The following is an 18,028-nucleotide window of genomic DNA, read 5'->3' on the forward strand; positions in this document are numbered from 1 at the left end:
TTACTCTTTAGAGCTAGCTAGCAAGATCTCTCTAGGTCTTGCTTCAAGCTCTTTTACCTGCGTATCTTTGGGATTTATAGCGATCTTTTTAAATTTCTCCAGCCTGCTATCAAGCCCACCTTGACCGCTCACGCTTTTAACGACCTCATTAAAGTTATCATTTACCGATCTTACTGAGTTTCCAAGCCTATTTAGCTTCTCGGCGACGGTGCAAAATTTCTCATAAATTTCATTTGCACTCTTTAATATCTCTTTTGCCTCTTTGTTGCCATTTTCCATGCGCCATAAATTTGCCACCACACGAAGTAGCGGCATGAGCGTCGTGTGCGAGACTAGCACCACTTTTTTCTCGTAGCCGTAGTTAAATAAATTTGGATCAAATTTCAATGCTTCCAAAAATGCCGGCTCAACTGGCACAAACATCAGCACAAAATCAGGGCTTTTCACAAGTGATGAGTAGTCTTTTTTAGCTAGCTCGTCGATGTGCTTTTTTATTGAGGCGATATGCTCACCAAGAGCTAGCTTGCTCTGTGCAGGGTCAGCCGCCGCGACTGCCTTTTCGTAGGCATGGAGTGAGACTTTACTGTCTATTATCATCTGCTTGTCATCTGGGAAATTTATGACAAAGTCAGGTATGAGCTTCTTGCCACTCACGTCAAAACTCTCTTGCGTCACGTAGTGCGTGCCCTTTTCTAGCCCAGCAGCCTCCAGTGTGCGCTCAAGCTGCATCTCGCCCCAGTTGCCAAGGACTTTGTTGCTGCCTTTTAGCGCCGTGCTTAGCGAGTTTGCCTCTTTTGACATATTTTTGCCAAGCTCGACCACCTCTTTTAGCTGCGCACTAAGCTCGCCTGCGCTCTTTTGCGAATCGCTGTGGGCGTCATTTACCCTCTTTTCAAAGCTTGTTATCTTCTCTCCAAGTGGCGTTAGCAAGAGCTCAAGCGACTCTTTGCTGTTTTTTGAGAAATTTGCACTTTTTTCTTCAAATATCTTATTTGCAAGGTTTGCAAACTCTAAATTTAGCTCGTTTTTCACCTTTTTTAAATTCTCTTCTTGCGACCTTAGGATGTTTTCTTTGGCCTCGATCTCGCTTTTTAGAGCGACGATAGCGCGTTTTAGCTCGTTTTCACTCTCGTTTGATCTTTTTAGCTCATCCTCTTTTGCGCCAAGTTCGTTTTGTAAATTTAAAGATAGCGACCTTGCCATCTCAGCCATCTTTGTCTGGCTGCCAAGCTCCTCGTTTAGGCGCCTTAGTTCGTGCTCTAGCTCGTCCTCTTTTTCATCTTTTTGCTTGAGTGAAATTTTATACTCATCTAAATTTTTAGCTAGCTCGTTTATCTTGTCATTATTTGCCTCAAGCTTTGCTCTTTGCTCGATATTTAGCCGCTCGCTATCTTTTAGCTCATCTTGTAAATTTTCTAAAGCTTCTCTTTGTTTTGCATTTTTCAAATTTGCATTTATCAAAAAAGCTGCCAACACCACGCAAACAAGTGCAAGAGCTGCCACCAAAATATATAAATTTTCTATCGTTAGCACTAAAATTTCCTTTTAAATTTTGGCTTTATTATAGGTGAAATAGCTTTAAATTTAAAGGGCATTTAAGCCCTTTTGAGAGTTTATTTGTTTAGATAGGCAGCTAGCCAACACAAAAATATAAAGACAAAGATGATGGCTGACATGATAAGTGGCGTCGTGGTCGTAAAGAGTGCTAGCATGGCTGATGAGACGATACCGCTTCCATATTGCAGTGAGCCAATGAGAGCATTTGCTCTGCCTTTCATCTCTTGAGGTACTTGATTAAGTGCGGCTGCGTTTGAGCAAGAGGCGATGATACCGTTCATACTAAAGACGAAAAACATAGGTATGATAACGCCCCAAACTCCAGCGATACCAAAAAATGTAAGCGCTAAAAGCAAAGCCGCAGCGACAAAAGCGACTGTGCTTGAGGTGATAAGAAGTGAATTTAGACTAAATTTATTTACCAAGCTCTTGTTTAAAAAACTAAGCGCCGCCACACCAAGTATATTTACGCCAAACAAAAATCCATAGTACTTGCTCGGTATGCCAAAATAATCTATATAAACAAATGACGATCCCGTGATAAAGGCGTATGCTGCAATATAAAAGAAGGTCACGCTTAGAGTGTATTTCATAAATTTAGCATCTTTTATAAGCACAAAATAGCTCTTAAACGAGTTTATCATCGGCTCTTTTGAGCGCTTCTGCTGTGGCAACGTCTCTGGCAAGAAGAAGATAAGGATAAACAAAAAAGCACTTGCAGCTGCCATTAGCCAAAATATCCAGTGCCATGAACCAATCTCTAGTAATGCGCCACCAAGCAGCGGTCCTATGATAGGAGCTGCAGCCATGATGATGACTAAGTTTGAAAGCATCTTTGCAGCTTCGCTGTTTTCAAAAACATCGCTGATCATCGCACGGCTAAGCATAGGTCCCATGCACGCGCCTGTGGCTTGAAAGATACGCCAGATTATCACTTCGCTCATGCTTTGTGACATGGCACATCCGATGGAGCCAACGACAAAGAGCGCCATACCGATAAATAGCGGGAGTTTTCGCCCTATCCTGTCGCTAATAGGCCCCCAAACGAGCTGTGCGATAGCAAAACCGATCAAAAAGCCAGTGATCGTTAGCTCCGCATCGCCATGAAGCTGTCGCTCCATAGTAGGCATGGCAGGCAGATAGACATCCGTTGATAGCGAGGTGCAGGCCATTAGACCACTTAGGATGACTAAAAACCAGATAGATGTTTTTGTTGATTGCAAGATTTCCCCTTTTTTAGCTGCGACTAAGATTTCGTAGATATAGCATAAATTTATAAATTTACAGCAACAAGCGCCTAAAACTAGCTTTGGGCGTAAATTTAGAAAATTTGCTTTGGTGGCGTGAGGTAAATTTATCAAGGTTTTGTTTGGTGAAGAGGTTTAAATTTAAAGGCAAAAATTAGGCAAAGTGACTTTTATCTAGACGAGATGGTTTTAAATTTTGAGGCAAGAGCTGCCAATCTGGTAATAACCAAACAAAATAAAATTTAATAGAACTCAGGCGAAGTATCGTGAGATGGATTTAAATGTTTTCTACTTCGCTTCACTTGTAACTAAACAAAAGAAGTAAATTTCGCTTCAAGGCTAGACTTCTACACGCTATTGTGAAGCAAAGACGATCTACATAATGGTTAAATTTAATAAATTCAGGTGCAGGATTTTTCGCTTAGACGAGGCGGTTTTAAATTTTGTGATGGGAGTTACCGAGTGGGTAATGACCGAGCAAAATTTAAAACCAACGAAGTATAAGTAGAAAAAGACAAGCCTAACAAGTCCAGAAATCTAAACTTCGTATCTCTCTCCTGGTTTCATTTCGATTATCTCCCACGGCAACCCCTGCTTATTTAGCTCGTCCATGAAAGGCTTTGCGTCGAAATTTTCCATGTTAAAGACGCCTTTGCCGCTCCAGATGCCTTTTGCAACCATTAGTGAGCCTATCATCGCTGGCACGCCTGTGGTGTAGCTAACAGCCTGCGCGCCTGTCTCGGCGTAGCAAGCCTCGTGATCGCAGACGTTGTAGATATAGACTTGGCGCTCTTTGCCATCTTTGAGCCCACGTATCACGCAACCGATGTTTGTTTTGCCTTTTGTGCGAGGGCCAAGGCTTGCAGGGTCAGGTAGAAGCGTCTTTAAAAACTGGATCGGCACGATTTTCATACCGTTATGCTCGACCTCGTCGATGCGTAGCATGCCGACGTTTTCTAGGCACTTCATGTGAGTTAGGTAGCTTTGTCCAAAGGTCATAAAAAAGCGAATTCTCTTTAGTCCTTTGATGTTTTTTACTAAGCTTTCTAGCTCCTCGTGATAGAGTAGATAGCTGTCTTTGACGCCAACTTTTGGGTAGTCCCACTTAAACATGATCTCCATAGGCTTTGTCTCGATCCACTTGCCAGCCTCCCAGTAGCGGCCATTTGCGCTAACTTCGCGTAAATTTATCTCTGGGTTGAAATTTGTCGCAAATGGATATCCGTGATCGCCAGCGTTGCAGTCTAGGATGTCGATCTCGTGGATCTCGTCAAATAAATTTTGCTGTGCATAGGCGCAAAATACATTTGTCACGCCTGGGTCAAAGCCAGAGCCAAGAAGCGCCATGGTGCCAGCGTTTTTGAAGTCACCATCCTTCGCCCACTGAAGCTTATACTCAAATTTTGCGGTGTCTGGGTGCTCGTAGTTTGCGGTGTCGATGTAAGGTATGCCAGCCTTTACGCAAGCGTCCATAAGGGTTAGGTCTTGATAGGGTAGCGCGACGTTTAGTAGCAGATCAGCCTTTGTTTGTTTGATGAGCTCCACCACGGCTGCTGTGTCGTCAGCGTCGATTTGCGCGGTGTTTATCTGCACTCCAAGGCGATCTTTTATAAATTTAGCGATCGCGTCGCACTTGCTTTTTGTGCGGCTTGCAAGGGTAATATTTGTAAAAACGTCCGAGTTCATCGCACATTTTACGGTTGCGACTTGGCTAACGCCGCCTGCACCGATGATTAAGATATTTGACATTTTTGGCTCCTTAAAATTTTAGTGATTTTAGCAAAGTTAATATAAATTTCTAGCTTCAAAAGGTAAAATTAGCCAAATTTTAAAGGTAAAAAGATGAAGAAAATTTTGCCATTTTTAGCGCCTATTTGCCTCTTTGCAAGTAGCTGCGACGAGCTGGTGCAAGATAGCGTAAGAGAGTTTTATAAAAGTGATAGAAATTTGGAGAGAGCCATAAATTTAGCCGAGCAAGCGACTGATGTCTGCTTAAAAGAGGGCAACACCGAGCAGGCGATCACTTCGCTCATAAATGGCGCCAGCATTTGTATGGTAAATAAAGAGCCTCAAAAGGCACTAGAGCTCTCGCAAAAAGCCCTAGAGCTCGCGGCAAACGTTAGTGACAAACTGCTACTAGCTCGCTCTTATCAAAACATAGGCGCAGCAAAAAAGGCGCTAGGCAAATACGACGAGGCGCTTGCTAGCTTTTATGAAGCTCAAAAAATTTATGACGTCACGCCAAATGCCCCAATGCGCGACGAGCTGCTTTGCATAAAGTCCATCGGCAGCACCTACTACATGAAAAATGACTTTGCAAAAGCCTACGAAAACCACATTTTAGCGTTAAATTTACTTGATATCACGCCAGATCTAAGCAACAACGAGCTTGTGCGATCAGAGCTTTTAATAGAGGTCGCTAACGACCTAGCAAAGCTTGATGGAAAAGATCAAGCCGCCAAAAACTACAAAGAAGTGCTTGAAATTTTAAAAGGTAAAGAGCAAAACCCTCGCGCGCTGGGTCTTTTGGAGCGAGCCAGCAAGGGGCTAAAGGAGCTTAACTAGGGCTCTATCTTTAGCGTGCCCTCTTTTAAAGAGCTTGCTAGCATCTTGGCAAACTCATCGTCTGCGTAGCTTTTTAGATACTCTTCTAAGTATGGCAGCGCGCCTTTTTGATCCATCTTAGCAAGCTTTACTAGCGCAAGGCCTAAATTTGCCCTCTTTACGCCTAAATTTAGAGCTTTATCGTAGTTTTGCTCTGCAAGCTCTAACCGGTTAGAATTTGCTAAAAAATCAGCAAATTCAGCATAAATTTCCCCATTATCTGGCGTTAAATTTATAAGCTCACCATAAATTTTATCCGCCTTTACAGCCTCGCCATGCACGTCAAAGTTATGCTTCATCACGTGGATCCTAGCTTGGCAAATTTTAAAATACCCACCTTCTTGCCCGCCTAAGCTCTTAGCAAAGCCTTCTTCCTCCATAAAGTCAAAAATTTTTTCTACCTTCAAAAGGTCGCTAAACGTCGCCTTCTTTTGATCTTCATCTTTAAAATTCAAAGGATATGCCCTTGCATAGATAAATAGCTCGTCCGTTGCCTTAAAAAGTGCTATGTAGTCGATCTTTCCATTGCCGTTTTCGTCTTTATAAACTATGCTTTTATCTTCAAGCGCCCTATACTCACTCGCCGCCAAAATGCCAAAAGCAAGAAATATAAAAAGTAAAATTTTCTTCATAAACTGCTCTTATTTGTAGTTTTTCTTTAGACTCTTTAATACAAAATTTGCAAGTTCAAGCCCCTTTGAGCGGTGAGAAATTTTGAGCTTTGTCTCGTTATCTAGCTCGCCAAGCGTCTTTGTAAAGCCATCTGGGATAAAGAGTGCGTCGTAGCCAAAGCCGTTTGTGCCGCGCTCCTCATCTATCGCCTCACCATACATAAAGCCATGGGCCGTGTAGTCGCCAAATTTTGAGCTAACAGCGATACAGGCGGTGTAGTGAGCTGGTGAGCTTTGTAAATTTAACGCCTTTAGCTTGCTAATTAGCTTTGCTCTATTGTTTGCGTCATTTGCGTTTTTGCCGCACACTTTGCCATTTTCATCAAGGTCAAAATAGCGAGCTGAGTAGATCCCTGGCTCGCCACCAAGCGCGTCCACGCTAATGCCACTATCATCGCTAAGCGAGATAAACTCACTATCAAGCCCTTGCTCTTTAAGCTTTGCAAAAACGGCTCTTGACTTTATGAGTGCATTTGCTTGAAAGCTGCTACCATCTTCAATAATCTCAAACGGCTTTACAACCTCACTTAGTGCGTAAATTTCATAGCCTTTTAAAAACTCTTTTATCTCTTTTACTTTGTCTAAATTTGATGTCGCAAGCACGATTTTCATAGCAAAACTCCTTGATTTTTGGGCGTATTTTACAAAAAAGTAGATTAAAATTTTTAAATTTAAATTAGTGTTAAAATGATAAACTTAGTCCTTTTAAAAACAAGGGAAAATTTATGTTAAAAAGCGTTTTGCCACTATCTTTTATCGTAGCTAGCAGATTTTTTGGACTTTTCATAGTCCTACCAGTTCTTAGCCTCTATGCGCTAAATTTAAGCGGCGCAAATGAGTTTTTAGTGGGGCTAATAGTAGGTGTTTATGCGATCTCACAGATGATATTTCAAGTGCCTTTTGGCGCTCTCTCAGATAAGATCGGCCGCAAAAAAGCCCTAACCATCGGCCTTTTGATCTTTGTGGCTGGCTCTATCGTCTGCGCGCTGGCAAGTGAAATTTACACGATGCTTTTTGGTAGATTTTTACAAGGTGTGGGAGCTGTGGGAGCGGTGGCAACAGCGATGATAAGCGACTTTGTAGCTGAGGAAAACCGCTCAAAAGCTATGGCGATCATGGGCGCTTTTATAGGGCTTAGCTTCACGCTTTCGATGGTGCTTGGTCCGCTTCTTGCCAAGGACTACGGGCTTTCAAGCCTATTTTATCTAAGCGCTGCTCTTAGCTTGCTTTGCGTCGTGCTACTCTACACCGTCGTGCCAAAAGAGATAAAAGTGAGCGCAAAGGCCGAAAAGGTGCCATTTGGCAAGCTCTTTTTGCAAAAAGACTACATGATCATAAATTTCACCTCTTTCATGCAAAAGATGCTCACAAGTATCGCATTTTTGGTGATCCCTATCGTTTTAGTAAAAGAGTATGGCTATGAGAGCAGCGAGCTTTACAAGGTCTATACGCTTGGCGCTGTGCTTGGCTTTTTAGCTATGGGGCTAGCTGGCGCACTGGGCGATGGCAAGGGGCTTAGCAAGGTCATCTTGATAGCCGGCACGCTGCTTTTTGCCCTAACCTACGCCATTTTTGCCTTGAGCTTTACGAAATTTCTCTTTGTACTTGGCATCGCGATATTTTTTATAGGTTTTAACCTTCACGAGCCCATCATGCAATCAACCGCGACCAAATTTGTAAAATCCTCACAAAAAGGCACCGCTCTTGGCATCTTTAACTCATTTGGCTACTTTGGCAGCTTCGTTGGAGGCGCGTTTGGCGGATACATCATGCACACCTTTAACTTTAAAGTGCTTGCCATCGTCTGCGTGGTGCTTTGCGTGATCTGGCTTGTTTTGCTCTTTAGCCTGAGTGATCCTAGAATCTTTAAAAATATCTACCTAAGCCCAGAAATAAGCTTAAATTTAGAGCTTCTAAACAGCCAAAAAGGCGTGGTGGATTATTACAAAAATGAGAAAAATCAAGTGATCAAATTTGACTCTCGCCTAACAAGCGAGGCGGCCTTAAAAGAGAGCTTGAAGTTTTGATCTACGACGTCATCATCGTTGGTGCTGGCGCTAGCGGGCTCTTTTTAGGGGCAAATTTAAAGGGCAAAAAGGTTGCCATTTTAGAGAAAAACAGCAGCGCTGGCAAAAAGATCTTAGCAAGTGGTGGCGGCAGATGCAACATCACAAACCGCTTTGTAAGCGCTAAAAACTACCTTGGCGAGCAGAAATTTATAGAGCAAATTTTAAAAGTGCTAAGCCCTGATCAGGTTTTGAAATTTTTTAGTGAGCTTAAATTTAGTGAGCAAAAGCAAAATCAATTTTTCTGTGATAGCGGTGCAAAGAGCGTTTTGAGCCTGCTTTTAAAAAGGCAAAATGCAGAGATTTTTTATAACAAAGAGGTTGTCGGCGCTAAAAAAGTAGATGAAAGTTTTGAAATTTTGACAAAAGATGAGAAATTTAGAGCTAGAAATTTAGTCATCGCAAGTGGCGGACTGAGCTACAAAGCCCTTGGTGCAAACGATATTGGCTATAAAATAGCTAGCGAATTTGGCCTTGAGCTCTCAATGCCTGCCCCTGCTCTTGTTGGCTTTAGCGTGCAAAAAGATGAGTTTTGGTTTAAAGAGCTTAGCGGTGTTAGCCTAAGCGCAGATGTAGTGATAAATACCAAAAACGAGAGCTATAAATTTAGTGGTGATCTGCTTTTTACGCATAGAGGCATAAGTGGTCCAGCTATACTAAACGCCTCACTCTTTTGGCAAAAAGGTCGAATTTGCATAAATTTTTTGCCTAAATTTAGTGAGAAAAATTTAGTAAATGGTAAAAAACAGCTTAGCTCAGTTTTGCCTTTGCCAAAGAGATTTGTACTGGAGTTTTTAAGAAATTTTGGTTTAAAAGATAGAGCTTATTATGAATTTAGCGATGATGAAAAGAGCATCATAAAAAGGCTTTTTGCTTACGAATTTGCCCCAGCTGGGACATTTGGCTTTGAAAGGGCTGAAGTTACAAAAGGTGGTGTAAAGACTAATTTTTTAGATGAAAATTTAGAGTGTAAAAGCGTAAAAGGACTTTACTTTATAGGAGAAGTTTTAGATATCACCGGTATGCTTGGAGGATATAACATGCATTTTGCATTTACAAGCGCTTTAAAGGTGACTAGCGCTTTAAAAAAAGCTAATCAAATAGAAAAGTGAAATTTAGCTAGTGGCAGATAAACTGCCACTAAAATTATTGTTTTTCGCTTAGATACTCTTGTAAGCTTTTTACTTCAAGTGCTTTGCCAGTTTGAACTGTGCTTAGCGACTTGGCAGCTGCAAGTGCTGCACGGATCGTTGTAAAATATGGAATTTTAAATCTAAGTACATTTTGGCGGATCTTTTTGCCATCATCTACGCTTGATTTTGTATCGCTTGTATTTATAACAAGTGCTATGTCGCCATTTTTTAGTCTATCTTCGACGTTTGGTCTGCCCTCGCTTATCTTATATACAAACTCAGCCTCCACGCCAGCTTCGATTAAAATTTTATGCGTACCGCCAGTTGCGACGATGCTAAAACCAAGTGCTATTAGCTCTTTTGCAAGATCAGGCGCGTAAGATTTATCAGCGTCAGCTAGCGTTAAAAATACCCTGCCCTTGCTTGGCAAAGTGTTGCTAGCAGCGATCTGGCTCTTTGCAAACGAGCTTGCAAAGTCGTGGCTTATGCCCATGACCTCGCCCGTGCTCTTCATCTCAGGACCAAGGATGAGATCAGCGCCACTTAGCTTGTTAAATGGCAGCACGCACTCTTTTACGCAAACATGCGAACTTACGCGAGGTTTTAGGATGTCGCCGTCCTCATAAACGACCTTGTAATCATCATAAAATTTAAGCGCCTCACGTAAATTTCCCTGCCACATAACTCTTGTAGCCACCTTTGCCATAGGCACGCCAGTAGCCTTGCTCACAAACGGCACGGTCCTGCTTGCGCGAGGATTTACCTCGATCATATAAAGCTCATTTTCATAGATAGCAAACTGGATATTCATAAGGCCTACAACGCCTAAATTTAGCGCGATATCTCTGGTTTGCTTCTCCACTTTTTTTATCATCTCATCGCTTAAACTCATCGGTGGCAATATGCAAGCTGAGTCACCAGAGTGAATTCCAGCCTCCTCGATATGCTCCATTATCGCACCTATATAGACCTCTTTGCCGTCACATATCGCATCTACGTCGAGCTCTTTTGCGTCTTGTAAAAATTTATCAAGTAGCACTGGCGAGTGGTTGCTAACTTTGACCGCTTCACTCATATACTCTTTTAGCTCGCTCTCGTTATGCACCCTTCTCATCGCCCTGCCACCTAGAACGTAGCTTGGGCGAACAAGCACTGGGTAGCCGATAGTAGCGGCCTTTTGCAAGGCTTCTTCTAGGCTAGTGGCGGTGTCGTTTTTAGGCTGAAGGACGCCTATTTTATTTATAAATTCACTAAATTTCTTTCTATCCTCGGCCACGTCGATCACTCTTGCAGTTGTGCCGATGATCTTAGCGCCGATCACGCTTAGACGTTTTGCAAATTTAAGCGGAGTTTGACCGCCAAAATGCACGATCACACCATCTGGCTTTTCGCGCTCGATGACCGATCTAACGTGCTCAAAATCGATCGGTTCAAAGTACAAAATATCACTCGTGTCGTAGTCGGTTGAGACGGTTTCTGGGTTGCAGTTGTACATTATCGTTTTTACGCCAAGGTCTCTTAGGGCGTAGCTTGCATGAACGCAGCAGTAGTCAAACTCTATGCCCTGGCCGATCCTATTTGGACCGCCGCCTATTATCATCACCTTTTTAGCATCTTTTGCTAGCTCTTTTTTAGGAAATTTAGTGATATTTGTAGATGAGTAGAGATACGGCGTTAGTGCCTTAAACTCACCCGCACAAGTATCGACCTCGTTGTATTCAAGCTCAATGCCAAGCTTTTGCCTAGCAAAGTAGATATCATTTTGGCTAAGCTCAAGATCGTCTTTTTCATTTATAAGCACAGCTATCATCTTGTCTGAAAAGCCCATGCTTTTGGCCTCTCGCAGCAGCACTTCGTTGTTTAAGATATCCATGTCGATCTTATCTTCAAATTTAACTATCTCATAAATTTGCTCTAAAAACCAAGGATCGATCTTGCTAAACTCATGCACCTCAGCCACACTAAAGCCATCTCTAAAGGCTTGTGCTAGATATAAAATTCTTCTCTCATTTGCATTTCTGATGCCGTAAATCAAAGAGTTTTTCTCTAGGCTAAGGCTGTTAAATCCGCAAAGATCACGCTCTAGGCTGCAAAGCGCCTTTTGGATACTCTCTTTAAATGTCCTACCTATCGCCATCACCTCGCCAACTGACTTCATCGCAGTGCCTAGATATGGGTTTGATCCTGGGAATTTCTCAAATGTAAAGCGTGGGATCTTTGTCACGATGTAGTCGATCACCGGCTCAAAGCTAGCAGGCGTGCCTGTGATATCATTTTTGATCTCATCTAGGCTAAAACCAACTGCAAGCAGTGTCGCGACCTTTGCGATCGGATAGCCAGTAGCTTTACTAGCAAGGGCTGAGCTTCGGCTAACGCGTGGGTTCATCTCGATAACGATCATACGGCCCGTTTTTGGGTCTATGGCAAACTGCACGTTGCTGCCGCCCGTATCAACGCCTATTTCGCGAAGTATGGCAAAGCTAGCGTCACGCATAGCCTGATACTCTTTATCTGTTAGTGTGAGAGCAGGTGCGACCGTGATGCTATCGCCTGTATGAACGCCCATTGGGTCAAAATTTTCGATCGAGCAGACGATGATGCAGTTATCGTTGCGGTCACGGATAACCTCCATCTCGTACTCTTTCCAGCCAAGCAAGCTCTCTTCTATCAAAATTTCATGTATCGGACTTGCGTCAAGGCCGGTGTTGGCTAGCTCTTTAAACTCATCCATATTATAAGCCACTCCGCTTCCTGCGCCGCCAAGCGTATAGCTAGCTCTTATGATGAGTGGAAAGCCTATCTCATTTGCCGCATTTAGCGCGTCGTCCATGTTATAGGCATATCTGCTCTCAGGCAGGTCCATGCCGATCTTTTGCATGGTCGCTTTAAAAATTTGTCTATCTTCGCCCTTTTTTATCGCTTCTGGATTTGCACCAAGAAATTTAACATCCTTTAAAAGGCCGCTCTCAAAGACCTCCATAGCGGCATTTAGCGCCACTTGACCGCCCATCGTTGGCAAGATGGCGTCAATATTTTCTTTTTCAATGATCCTTAAAATGCTATCTTTTGTGATCGGCTCTATATACGTTGCGTCGGCGAAATTTGGGTCAGTCATGATGGTGGCTGGGTTTGAGTTGATGAGCACTACGCGGTATCCAAGCTCTTTTAGTGTCTTGGCTGCTTGCGTGCCTGAGTAGTCAAATTCGCAGGCTTGACCGATGACGATAGGGCCTGAGCCGATTAGTAAAATGGTATTTATATCTGTTCTTTTTGGCATCATTTTTCCTTTGTTACAACGTATAGGTAGTTTGGTATGTTTAGCTTTGCATAGGGCTCAACTATCACGCTTTGATAGGAGCTCTCTTTTAAAATTTTACTCACGCGCCCTACTGGCACTCCACTAAAAAATATCCCGTCAAGCCCGCTCGTAAAGACCTCGTCGCCCTCTTTTGGGCTGAGCCATTGTGGGATAAATTTCACCATTATTTGGCCTTGATTTCCATGCGCGACGCCTGGAATTTTCTCATTTCCTATATAGACTGCAAATATACTTTTTGGGTCATTTTGCAAGTATGCTAGCGGCTTGCCATCTTTTGCGATGACGATGCCAGCGCTGCTTCCTTGATAGATGAGTCCGTAAATTTTATTTGGGTCGTATCCTTCAAACTCGCTTATCCAAATTTTATTATAATCCCCGATATGCACATAGCTAAGCCCTTTTACTAGCTTTACAGCTGGGGCGTAGGCAGTTGAGTTTTTATCTTTTAAAATTTGATTTAGCTCGTTTGCAAAAGTAGATAGAAGCGTAGCTGAGCGCTCTAGCTCTTTGTTTTGCGCTCTTAGTTTTTCTATCTCGCTAGCCTGCCTAAAATATTCATTTATATAATCTTTCACGCTTTTAGCAAAATTGTCGTATGAATTTATAGCGTAGTTGCTAAATTTGATAGAGATGTTGCTTAAAATTTCGCCCTTAAACATCGAGGCGCCAGCAAGCAACGCTATAAAAACAAAAAGAACAATCTTACTCTTCATTTGTTAGCTGTTGTAAAAGTCCGATCTCTTGAAGTGCCTTGCCTGTGCCTCTAGCAACAGCAAGAAGCGGCTCATCAGCTACAAATACTGGAAGCTTAACGATATCAGACAAGAACTTGTCAAGCCCTCTAATAAGCGCCCCACCGCCAGTTAGCACGATACCAGTCTCGACGATATCGCCAGCAAGATCAGGCGGCATCATCTCAAGCACGGTTTTAAGCGCATCTGCGATCTCTTTTAGCGGCTCTCTCATCGCCTCTCTCACGTCTTCACTTGTTAGCTCAACCCTGCTTAAAAGACCGCTCACTTGGTCGCGTCCTTTTACCACTACGCTTAGCTCTTTTTCAAGCTGCACAGCAGAGCCCACAGCGATCTTTATCTCCTCGCCTGTTCTCTCGCCTATTAGTAAGTTGTATTTTTCTTTTATGTAGTTAACGATGCTAGTATCTATCTTATCACCAGCTGTGCGGATAGATTTTGATATTACCAGACCGCCAAGTGAGACGACACCGATCTCAGTCGTACCGCCGCCGATATCAACTACAAGGTTGCCTTGTGGCTCACGAACTGGTAAATTTGCTCCGATAGCTGCTGCCATAGGCTCTTCTATCAAAAATACCTCTCTTGCACCAGCACTTAGTGCGCTCTCTCTAACAGCCTTTCTCTCAACCTGAGTAAGTCCGTAAGGAACTGAGATGATGATCCTTGGGCGTAAGAAATTTTTCCTTCTGTGGGTCTTTTCTATAAAGTAGCGTATCATCCTCTCTGTCATGTCAAAGTCCGCGATAACGCCATCTCTCATCGGTCTTATCGCCTCGATGTCGCCAGGAGTTTTTCCCACCATCTCTTTTGCAGCGTGACCGACTGCTAGAATTTTTTGTTTTCCATATTTTTCACGTCTTACTGCAACAACTGATGGTTCATTTATGATTATTCCCTTATCTTTTACCAAAACCAAAGTATTTGCCGTACCTAAATCTATACCCATATCACTTGAGAAAAAACCTATAACCTGATCTAAAAACATCTATTTCCTTTACGCTGTTAATTTATTGTGCTTTACCAAAATCGGCTTTGCCTTATCTTTTACCGTCTCTTTTGAGATCACGATATCGTAGTCTTTTAGCTCTGGCAGATCATACATTATATCTGTCATGAGCTCTTCCATTATGCTTCTAAGCCCTCTTGCTCCAGTCTTTCGCTCAATCGCAAGGCTCGCTATCTCTTCAAGCGCTTCATCATCAAATTTAAGCGTAGCACCGTCAATCGCACAGAGCTTTTGATATTGTTTTAATATCGCATTTTTTGGCTCGGTCAAAATTTTAACCATATCCTCTTTTGTTATCTCATTTAATGTAGCCACCACGTGAAGTCTGCCAATTAACTCTGGGATGAGGCCATATTTTACAAGATCGTCTGGCTCAAGCAGGCTTAGTAAATTCTCTTTTTCATTTTTGCCACGTTTTTCTTGATTAAATCCAAGTACATTTTTACCAACTCTGCGCTCGATGATATCAAGAAGTCCGTCAAATGCACCACCGCAAACAAATAAGATATTTGTCGTATCTATCTGGATGAAGTCTTGGTTTGGATGCTTTCTGCCGCCTTTTGGTGGGATATTTACGACGCTGCCTTCGATGATTTTTAAAAGTGCTTGCTGCACGCCCTCGCCTGAGACATCTCTTGTGATGCTTCTGTTTTCGCTCATTCTAGCGATCTTATCGATCTCATCGACAAATACAATGCCTTGCTCCGCCTTTTTCACGTCGCCATTTGCAGCTTGCAAGAGCCTTGTTAAGATGTTTTCAACGTCCTCGCCGACATATCCAGCCTCAGTTAGGCTTGTCGCATCGCAAATCGCGATAGGCACATCAAGAAATCTCGCCAAAGTCTGAGCCATCAAGGTCTTGCCGCTTCCAGTTGGACCAACAAGCAAGATGTTTGACTTTGAAATTTCAGTGTCGTCTTTGATGTCGCTTTGTTTAAAAATTCTCTTATAGTGGTTATATACGCCGACGCTAAAGACCTTTTTAGCCCTATCTTGACCGATCACGTAGTTATCAAGTACTGCTTTTAGCTCCTTTGGTGTGAGCTTTTGGTACTCTATCGCCTCTTCGTTTTTGCTCTCTTCTACACTCGTATCACCATGTATCATATCGTATGCGGCACTGATGCAGTACTCGCATATATAGGCGTTCCCTTCGATATCTGCTAATAACCTTCTCTCAGCAGACTCAGCCTCGCCACAAAAATTACACTTTCTAGCCATTAATCTCTTCCTTTTGCAAGTGGAATTCCTCTTGTCGTTTCTAATATAAATTTACACATTTTTTTAACATTTTCGTCGCTAGTTTTCGCGATCAGCTCGTTTGCTTGATCTTTTAGGCTGATGCCTTGATTAAACAAAAATTTATAAGCGCGAACAAGCTCTTCAACCTGCTCTTTGTCAAATCTACGCCTAATGCCAACTAAATTTAAGCTTCTTATATAGGCTCTGTTGCCCTCAGCTAGGCAAAATGGCACTACATCTTGACTGAGCGCACTTGCTCCTGCGACCATGCAGCTCTCACCCACTCTAACAAACTGGTGAATAGGCGTAAGACCGCCCACAACAGCGTAGTCGCCAAGCTCGACGTGGCCTGCTAGAGTTGCATTATTTGCTAAAATGACGTTGCTGCCTATTATGCAGTCGTGTGCGATGTGAGAATATGCCATGATAAAGGCGTTATCGCCGATCCTTGTTATACCATCGCCCTTGTGCGTGCCTGAGTTTATCGTGCAAAACTCACGTATAGTTGCGTGCTCGCCGATGATGACGCCAGTATCGACCTCGTCTTTATAACTGATATCTTGTGGGATGTCGCCAACGATCGCGTAGCTAAATACACGAGAGTTATTGCCGATCCTCGTCTTGCCAAGCACCCTTGCGCCTTGTTTTATCGTGACGTTGTTGCCAAGGACCGCATCTTTACTTACAAATGCGTAAGCCTCGATATTTGCGTCATCTCCAATGATCGCTCCATCTTCTATAACTGCTGTTTGGTGGATATTTTTCATTGTCTCTCTTTTTTAAGTAAAAGCCTATTTATCGACTATCATCGCTTTTAGTTCAGCCTCAGCGCATAGCACATCATCGACGTATGCCTTACCCTCAAGCACCCAGATATTGCCTTTATGTTTTAATACATTTAATCTATACTCTAGCCTATCTCCAGGGCGGACTGGATGGCGAAATTTCGCTCCGTCAATGCTCATAAAATAGACCACTTTGTTCTCGATACCAGCTTGATGCTCGTCGCTCATACTCTTAAACGCTAGCACGCCGCCAGCTTGCGCCATACCTTCAATGATCATCACGCCAGGATAGATCGGGTGACCTGGGAAGTGCCCCTGAAATATCGGCTCGCCAATGGTTACATTTTTATAAGCGACTATGCTTTTTGCAGGCTCTAGCTCGACAACTCTATCGATAAGCAAAAATGGAAATCTATGTGGGAGAATTTTTTGAATTTCTACGACGTCTATCACGTTTTAGCCTTAGTAATGTAAATTTTGGCAGATTGTAACAAATTTATACTAAGAAAAAAATTATTAGTCTCTTTTAAAATCTCTGAAATTTAGCTCTCTAAAACCAAAATTTCTTCACTGTCGTTGTAAAAAACAGCCTTTGCGTAAATTTCGTAGCTGCCCTTTTTGACTTCGTCTAAGATGATGATAGGATTTTGCGAAAACTCCCCGCATATCTGCCTACGAAATTTCATCTCAGCGTCAAGCTCAAGCGACCTTTTACAAAGCTCATCAACGCTTTTAAATTTGCTATTTGTAAATTTATTAAAGCGCTCTATGCTCATAAATATCGCACCCTCTTTTAGCTCATCATCGATCTCGCAGTCGCGCTCCACGTTAAGCTTTAAGCTCTCTCTTTTAAAGCCAGAGTAGAGCACAAAGTAGCTTGGCACCACAACTCCATCAAATTTAACACTGGCACGCAAAAGTCTGTAGTTTAAAAATCGCCTTCTAAAAAGGTGAAATTTCTCCCCTCTCGCCTCGCAAAGGCGCACCTTTTTGTAAAGCTCAAGTCTAGCCTCAATGCTTCCATAAAGTGCCCTTGCGTTTAGCTCGCTCATAAGCTCACTTTGTGGTAAATTTTGCGAGTCGCGCTGCTTTTTTAGCGCAAAGACGCAGCCGCAGTAGTTTTGGTGATAGAGTTTGTCCTTTTTAGCGAGGATAAACTGCTCGCTTGTGCCGCCATTTTTTCTATAATCAACCGCAACCGCCTCTAAATTTGAGCCAGCCACCGCCTCATCAAGCGCCTTTTTAAGCTGAGAAAAGTCCTTTTTTGGGCTCATCAAAAGTGTCGTCGTGATCTTATTTAGACCAAGTTCTAACGCCTTTTTAGCTGAGTCTTTCATACGAAAGTCAAAGCAGTATTCGCACCTTTTGCCCTTTTCTGGCTCATCTTCAAGCCCCTTTGTGCCACCAAGCCACGCTTCGTAGTCGTATTCGCCGCATATTAGCTTGATGCCTAGCTTCTCGCAGCTTCGCTTCACGTCCTCAAAACGCAGTAAAAATTCGCTATACGGATGTATGTTTGGATCGTAAAAATAGCCTACTATTCGCTCATTTGGGTAATCTTTTCGTAGGCGCTGTAAAAAGTAGTGGTTATCGACCGAGCAGCAGATATGAACTAGCAAATTTGACCTTTTTTACTTGCATTA

15 protein-coding genes are annotated in these 18,028 nt (G+C 42.8%); 3 read left to right on the plus strand and 12 right to left on the minus strand.

Annotation, left to right across the window (positions count from 1 at the left end; genetic code table 11):
- From rmuC to CVT07_RS08530, 3 genes are all read right to left on the minus strand, one after another.
- Nucleotides 1–1,533: a DNA recombination protein RmuC gene (rmuC, locus tag CVT07_RS08520; RefSeq protein WP_107936553.1), complete on the minus strand. Its 1,533-nt coding sequence runs from the start codon at nt 1,531–1,533 to the stop codon at nt 1–3.
- A gap of 80 nt (nt 1,534–1,613) precedes the next feature.
- Nucleotides 1,614–2,918 (minus strand): multidrug effflux MFS transporter, encoded by a 1,305-nt coding sequence (locus CVT07_RS08525; protein WP_230855701.1) that lies wholly within the window; start codon nt 2,916–2,918, stop codon nt 1,614–1,616.
- Between the two features lie 423 nt (nt 2,919–3,341).
- Entirely contained in the window at nt 3,342–4,553 is a 1,212-nt protein-coding gene (locus CVT07_RS08530) for a saccharopine dehydrogenase family protein (RefSeq protein WP_103638165.1), read from the minus strand.
- A gap of 93 nt (nt 4,554–4,646) precedes the next feature.
- Here CVT07_RS08530 and CVT07_RS08535 point away from each other — a divergent pair, with 93 nt between their 5' ends.
- Nucleotides 4,647–5,369: a tetratricopeptide repeat protein gene (locus CVT07_RS08535; RefSeq protein WP_107936551.1), complete on the plus strand. Its 723-nt coding sequence runs from the start codon at nt 4,647–4,649 to the stop codon at nt 5,367–5,369.
- Here the strand turns inward: CVT07_RS08535 and CVT07_RS08540 are convergent.
- Nucleotides 5,366–6,040, minus strand: coding sequence for a tetratricopeptide repeat protein (locus CVT07_RS08540; RefSeq protein ID WP_107936549.1), 675 nt, complete (start codon nt 6,038–6,040; stop codon nt 5,366–5,368). The two genes, CVT07_RS08535 and CVT07_RS08540, sit on opposite strands and share 4 nt — an antisense overlap.
- 9 nt (nt 6,041–6,049) lie before the next feature.
- Nucleotides 6,050–6,691, minus strand: coding sequence for a non-canonical purine NTP pyrophosphatase (locus tag CVT07_RS08545; RefSeq protein WP_107936547.1), 642 nt, complete (start codon nt 6,689–6,691; stop codon nt 6,050–6,052).
- A gap of 113 nt (nt 6,692–6,804) precedes the next feature.
- Between CVT07_RS08545 and CVT07_RS08550 the strand changes: the two genes are divergently transcribed.
- Nucleotides 6,805–8,106, plus strand: coding sequence for an MFS transporter (locus CVT07_RS08550; protein ID WP_107936544.1), 1,302 nt, complete (start codon nt 6,805–6,807; stop codon nt 8,104–8,106).
- Nucleotides 8,103–9,257 carry an NAD(P)/FAD-dependent oxidoreductase gene (locus CVT07_RS08555; RefSeq protein WP_107936542.1) on the plus strand — a complete coding sequence of 385 codons (1,155 nt, stop codon included), beginning with the start codon at nt 8,103–8,105 and terminating at the stop codon, nt 9,255–9,257. The genes CVT07_RS08550 and CVT07_RS08555 overlap by 4 nt, the downstream gene beginning before the upstream one ends.
- Before the next feature lie 34 nt (nt 9,258–9,291).
- On the opposite strand, the gene carB is transcribed toward CVT07_RS08555, so the two are convergent.
- The 7 genes from carB to CVT07_RS08590 all read right to left on the minus strand — a co-directional run bounded on the left by carB (nt 9,292) and on the right by CVT07_RS08590 (nt 18,004).
- The gene (gene carB, locus CVT07_RS08560) at nt 9,292–12,555 is read right to left on the minus strand and encodes a carbamoyl-phosphate synthase large subunit (RefSeq protein ID WP_107936540.1); all 3,264 of its coding nucleotides are present in this window, start codon (nt 12,553–12,555) and stop codon (nt 9,292–9,294) included.
- Nucleotides 12,555–13,310, minus strand: coding sequence for a rod shape-determining protein MreC (mreC, locus tag CVT07_RS08565; RefSeq protein WP_035142556.1), 756 nt, complete (start codon nt 13,308–13,310; stop codon nt 12,555–12,557). Before mreC ends, carB begins: the two co-directional genes overlap by 1 nt.
- The gene (locus CVT07_RS08570) at nt 13,300–14,337 is read right to left on the minus strand and encodes a rod shape-determining protein (RefSeq protein ID WP_107936538.1); all 1,038 of its coding nucleotides are present in this window, start codon (nt 14,335–14,337) and stop codon (nt 13,300–13,302) included. Before CVT07_RS08570 ends, mreC begins: the two co-directional genes overlap by 11 nt.
- 9 nt (nt 14,338–14,346) lie before the next feature.
- Complete coding sequence (gene clpX / locus CVT07_RS08575; protein WP_107936536.1) at nt 14,347–15,579, minus strand: ATP-dependent Clp protease ATP-binding subunit ClpX; 1,233 nt, start codon at nt 15,577–15,579, stop codon at nt 14,347–14,349.
- Nucleotides 15,579–16,367, minus strand: a complete 789-nt coding sequence (lpxA, locus tag CVT07_RS08580; RefSeq protein WP_107936534.1) for an acyl-ACP--UDP-N-acetylglucosamine O-acyltransferase — start codon at nt 16,365–16,367, stop codon at nt 15,579–15,581. Before lpxA ends, clpX begins: the two co-directional genes overlap by 1 nt.
- A 24-nt stretch (nt 16,368–16,391) precedes the next feature.
- Entirely contained in the window at nt 16,392–16,838 is a 447-nt protein-coding gene (gene fabZ, locus CVT07_RS08585; RefSeq protein ID WP_103573701.1) for a 3-hydroxyacyl-ACP dehydratase FabZ, read from the minus strand.
- 89 nt (nt 16,839–16,927) lie between these two features.
- Entirely contained in the window at nt 16,928–18,004 is a 1,077-nt protein-coding gene (locus CVT07_RS08590; protein WP_107936533.1) for an epoxyqueuosine reductase QueH, read from the minus strand.
- Nucleotides 18,005–18,028: the final 24 nt, after the last annotated feature.

Source organism: Campylobacter concisus, assembly GCF_003048875.2.
GTDB lineage: Bacteria > Campylobacterota > Campylobacteria > Campylobacterales > Campylobacteraceae > Campylobacter_A > Campylobacter_A concisus_AU.

Bases quoted from the DNA above. Each gene is read 5' to 3' on its own strand.
- mreC (WP_035142556.1), bottom strand. From the start codon at position 13,310: ATGAAGAGTAAGATTGTTCTTTTTGTTTTTATAGCGTTGCTTGCTGGC.
- CVT07_RS08550 (WP_107936544.1), top strand. From the start codon at position 6,805: ATGTTAAAAAGCGTTTTGCCACTATCTTTTATCGTAGCTAGCAGATTT.
- carB (WP_107936540.1), bottom strand. From the start codon at position 12,555: ATGCCAAAAAGAACAGATATAAATACCATTTTACTAATCGGCTCAGGC.
- CVT07_RS08530 (WP_103638165.1), bottom strand. From the start codon at position 4,553: ATGTCAAATATCTTAATCATCGGTGCAGGCGGCGTTAGCCAAGTCGCA.
- CVT07_RS08545 (WP_107936547.1), bottom strand. From the start codon at position 6,691: ATGAAAATCGTGCTTGCGACATCAAATTTAGACAAAGTAAAAGAGATA.
- CVT07_RS08570 (WP_107936538.1), bottom strand. From the start codon at position 14,337: ATGTTTTTAGATCAGGTTATAGGTTTTTTCTCAAGTGATATGGGTATA.
- CVT07_RS08540 (WP_107936549.1), bottom strand. From the start codon at position 6,040: ATGAAGAAAATTTTACTTTTTATATTTCTTGCTTTTGGCATTTTGGCG.
- CVT07_RS08535 (WP_107936551.1), top strand. From the start codon at position 4,647: ATGAAGAAAATTTTGCCATTTTTAGCGCCTATTTGCCTCTTTGCAAGT.
- lpxA (WP_107936534.1), bottom strand. From the start codon at position 16,367: ATGAAAAATATCCACCAAACAGCAGTTATAGAAGATGGAGCGATCATT.
- clpX (WP_107936536.1), bottom strand. From the start codon at position 15,579: ATGGCTAGAAAGTGTAATTTTTGTGGCGAGGCTGAGTCTGCTGAGAGA.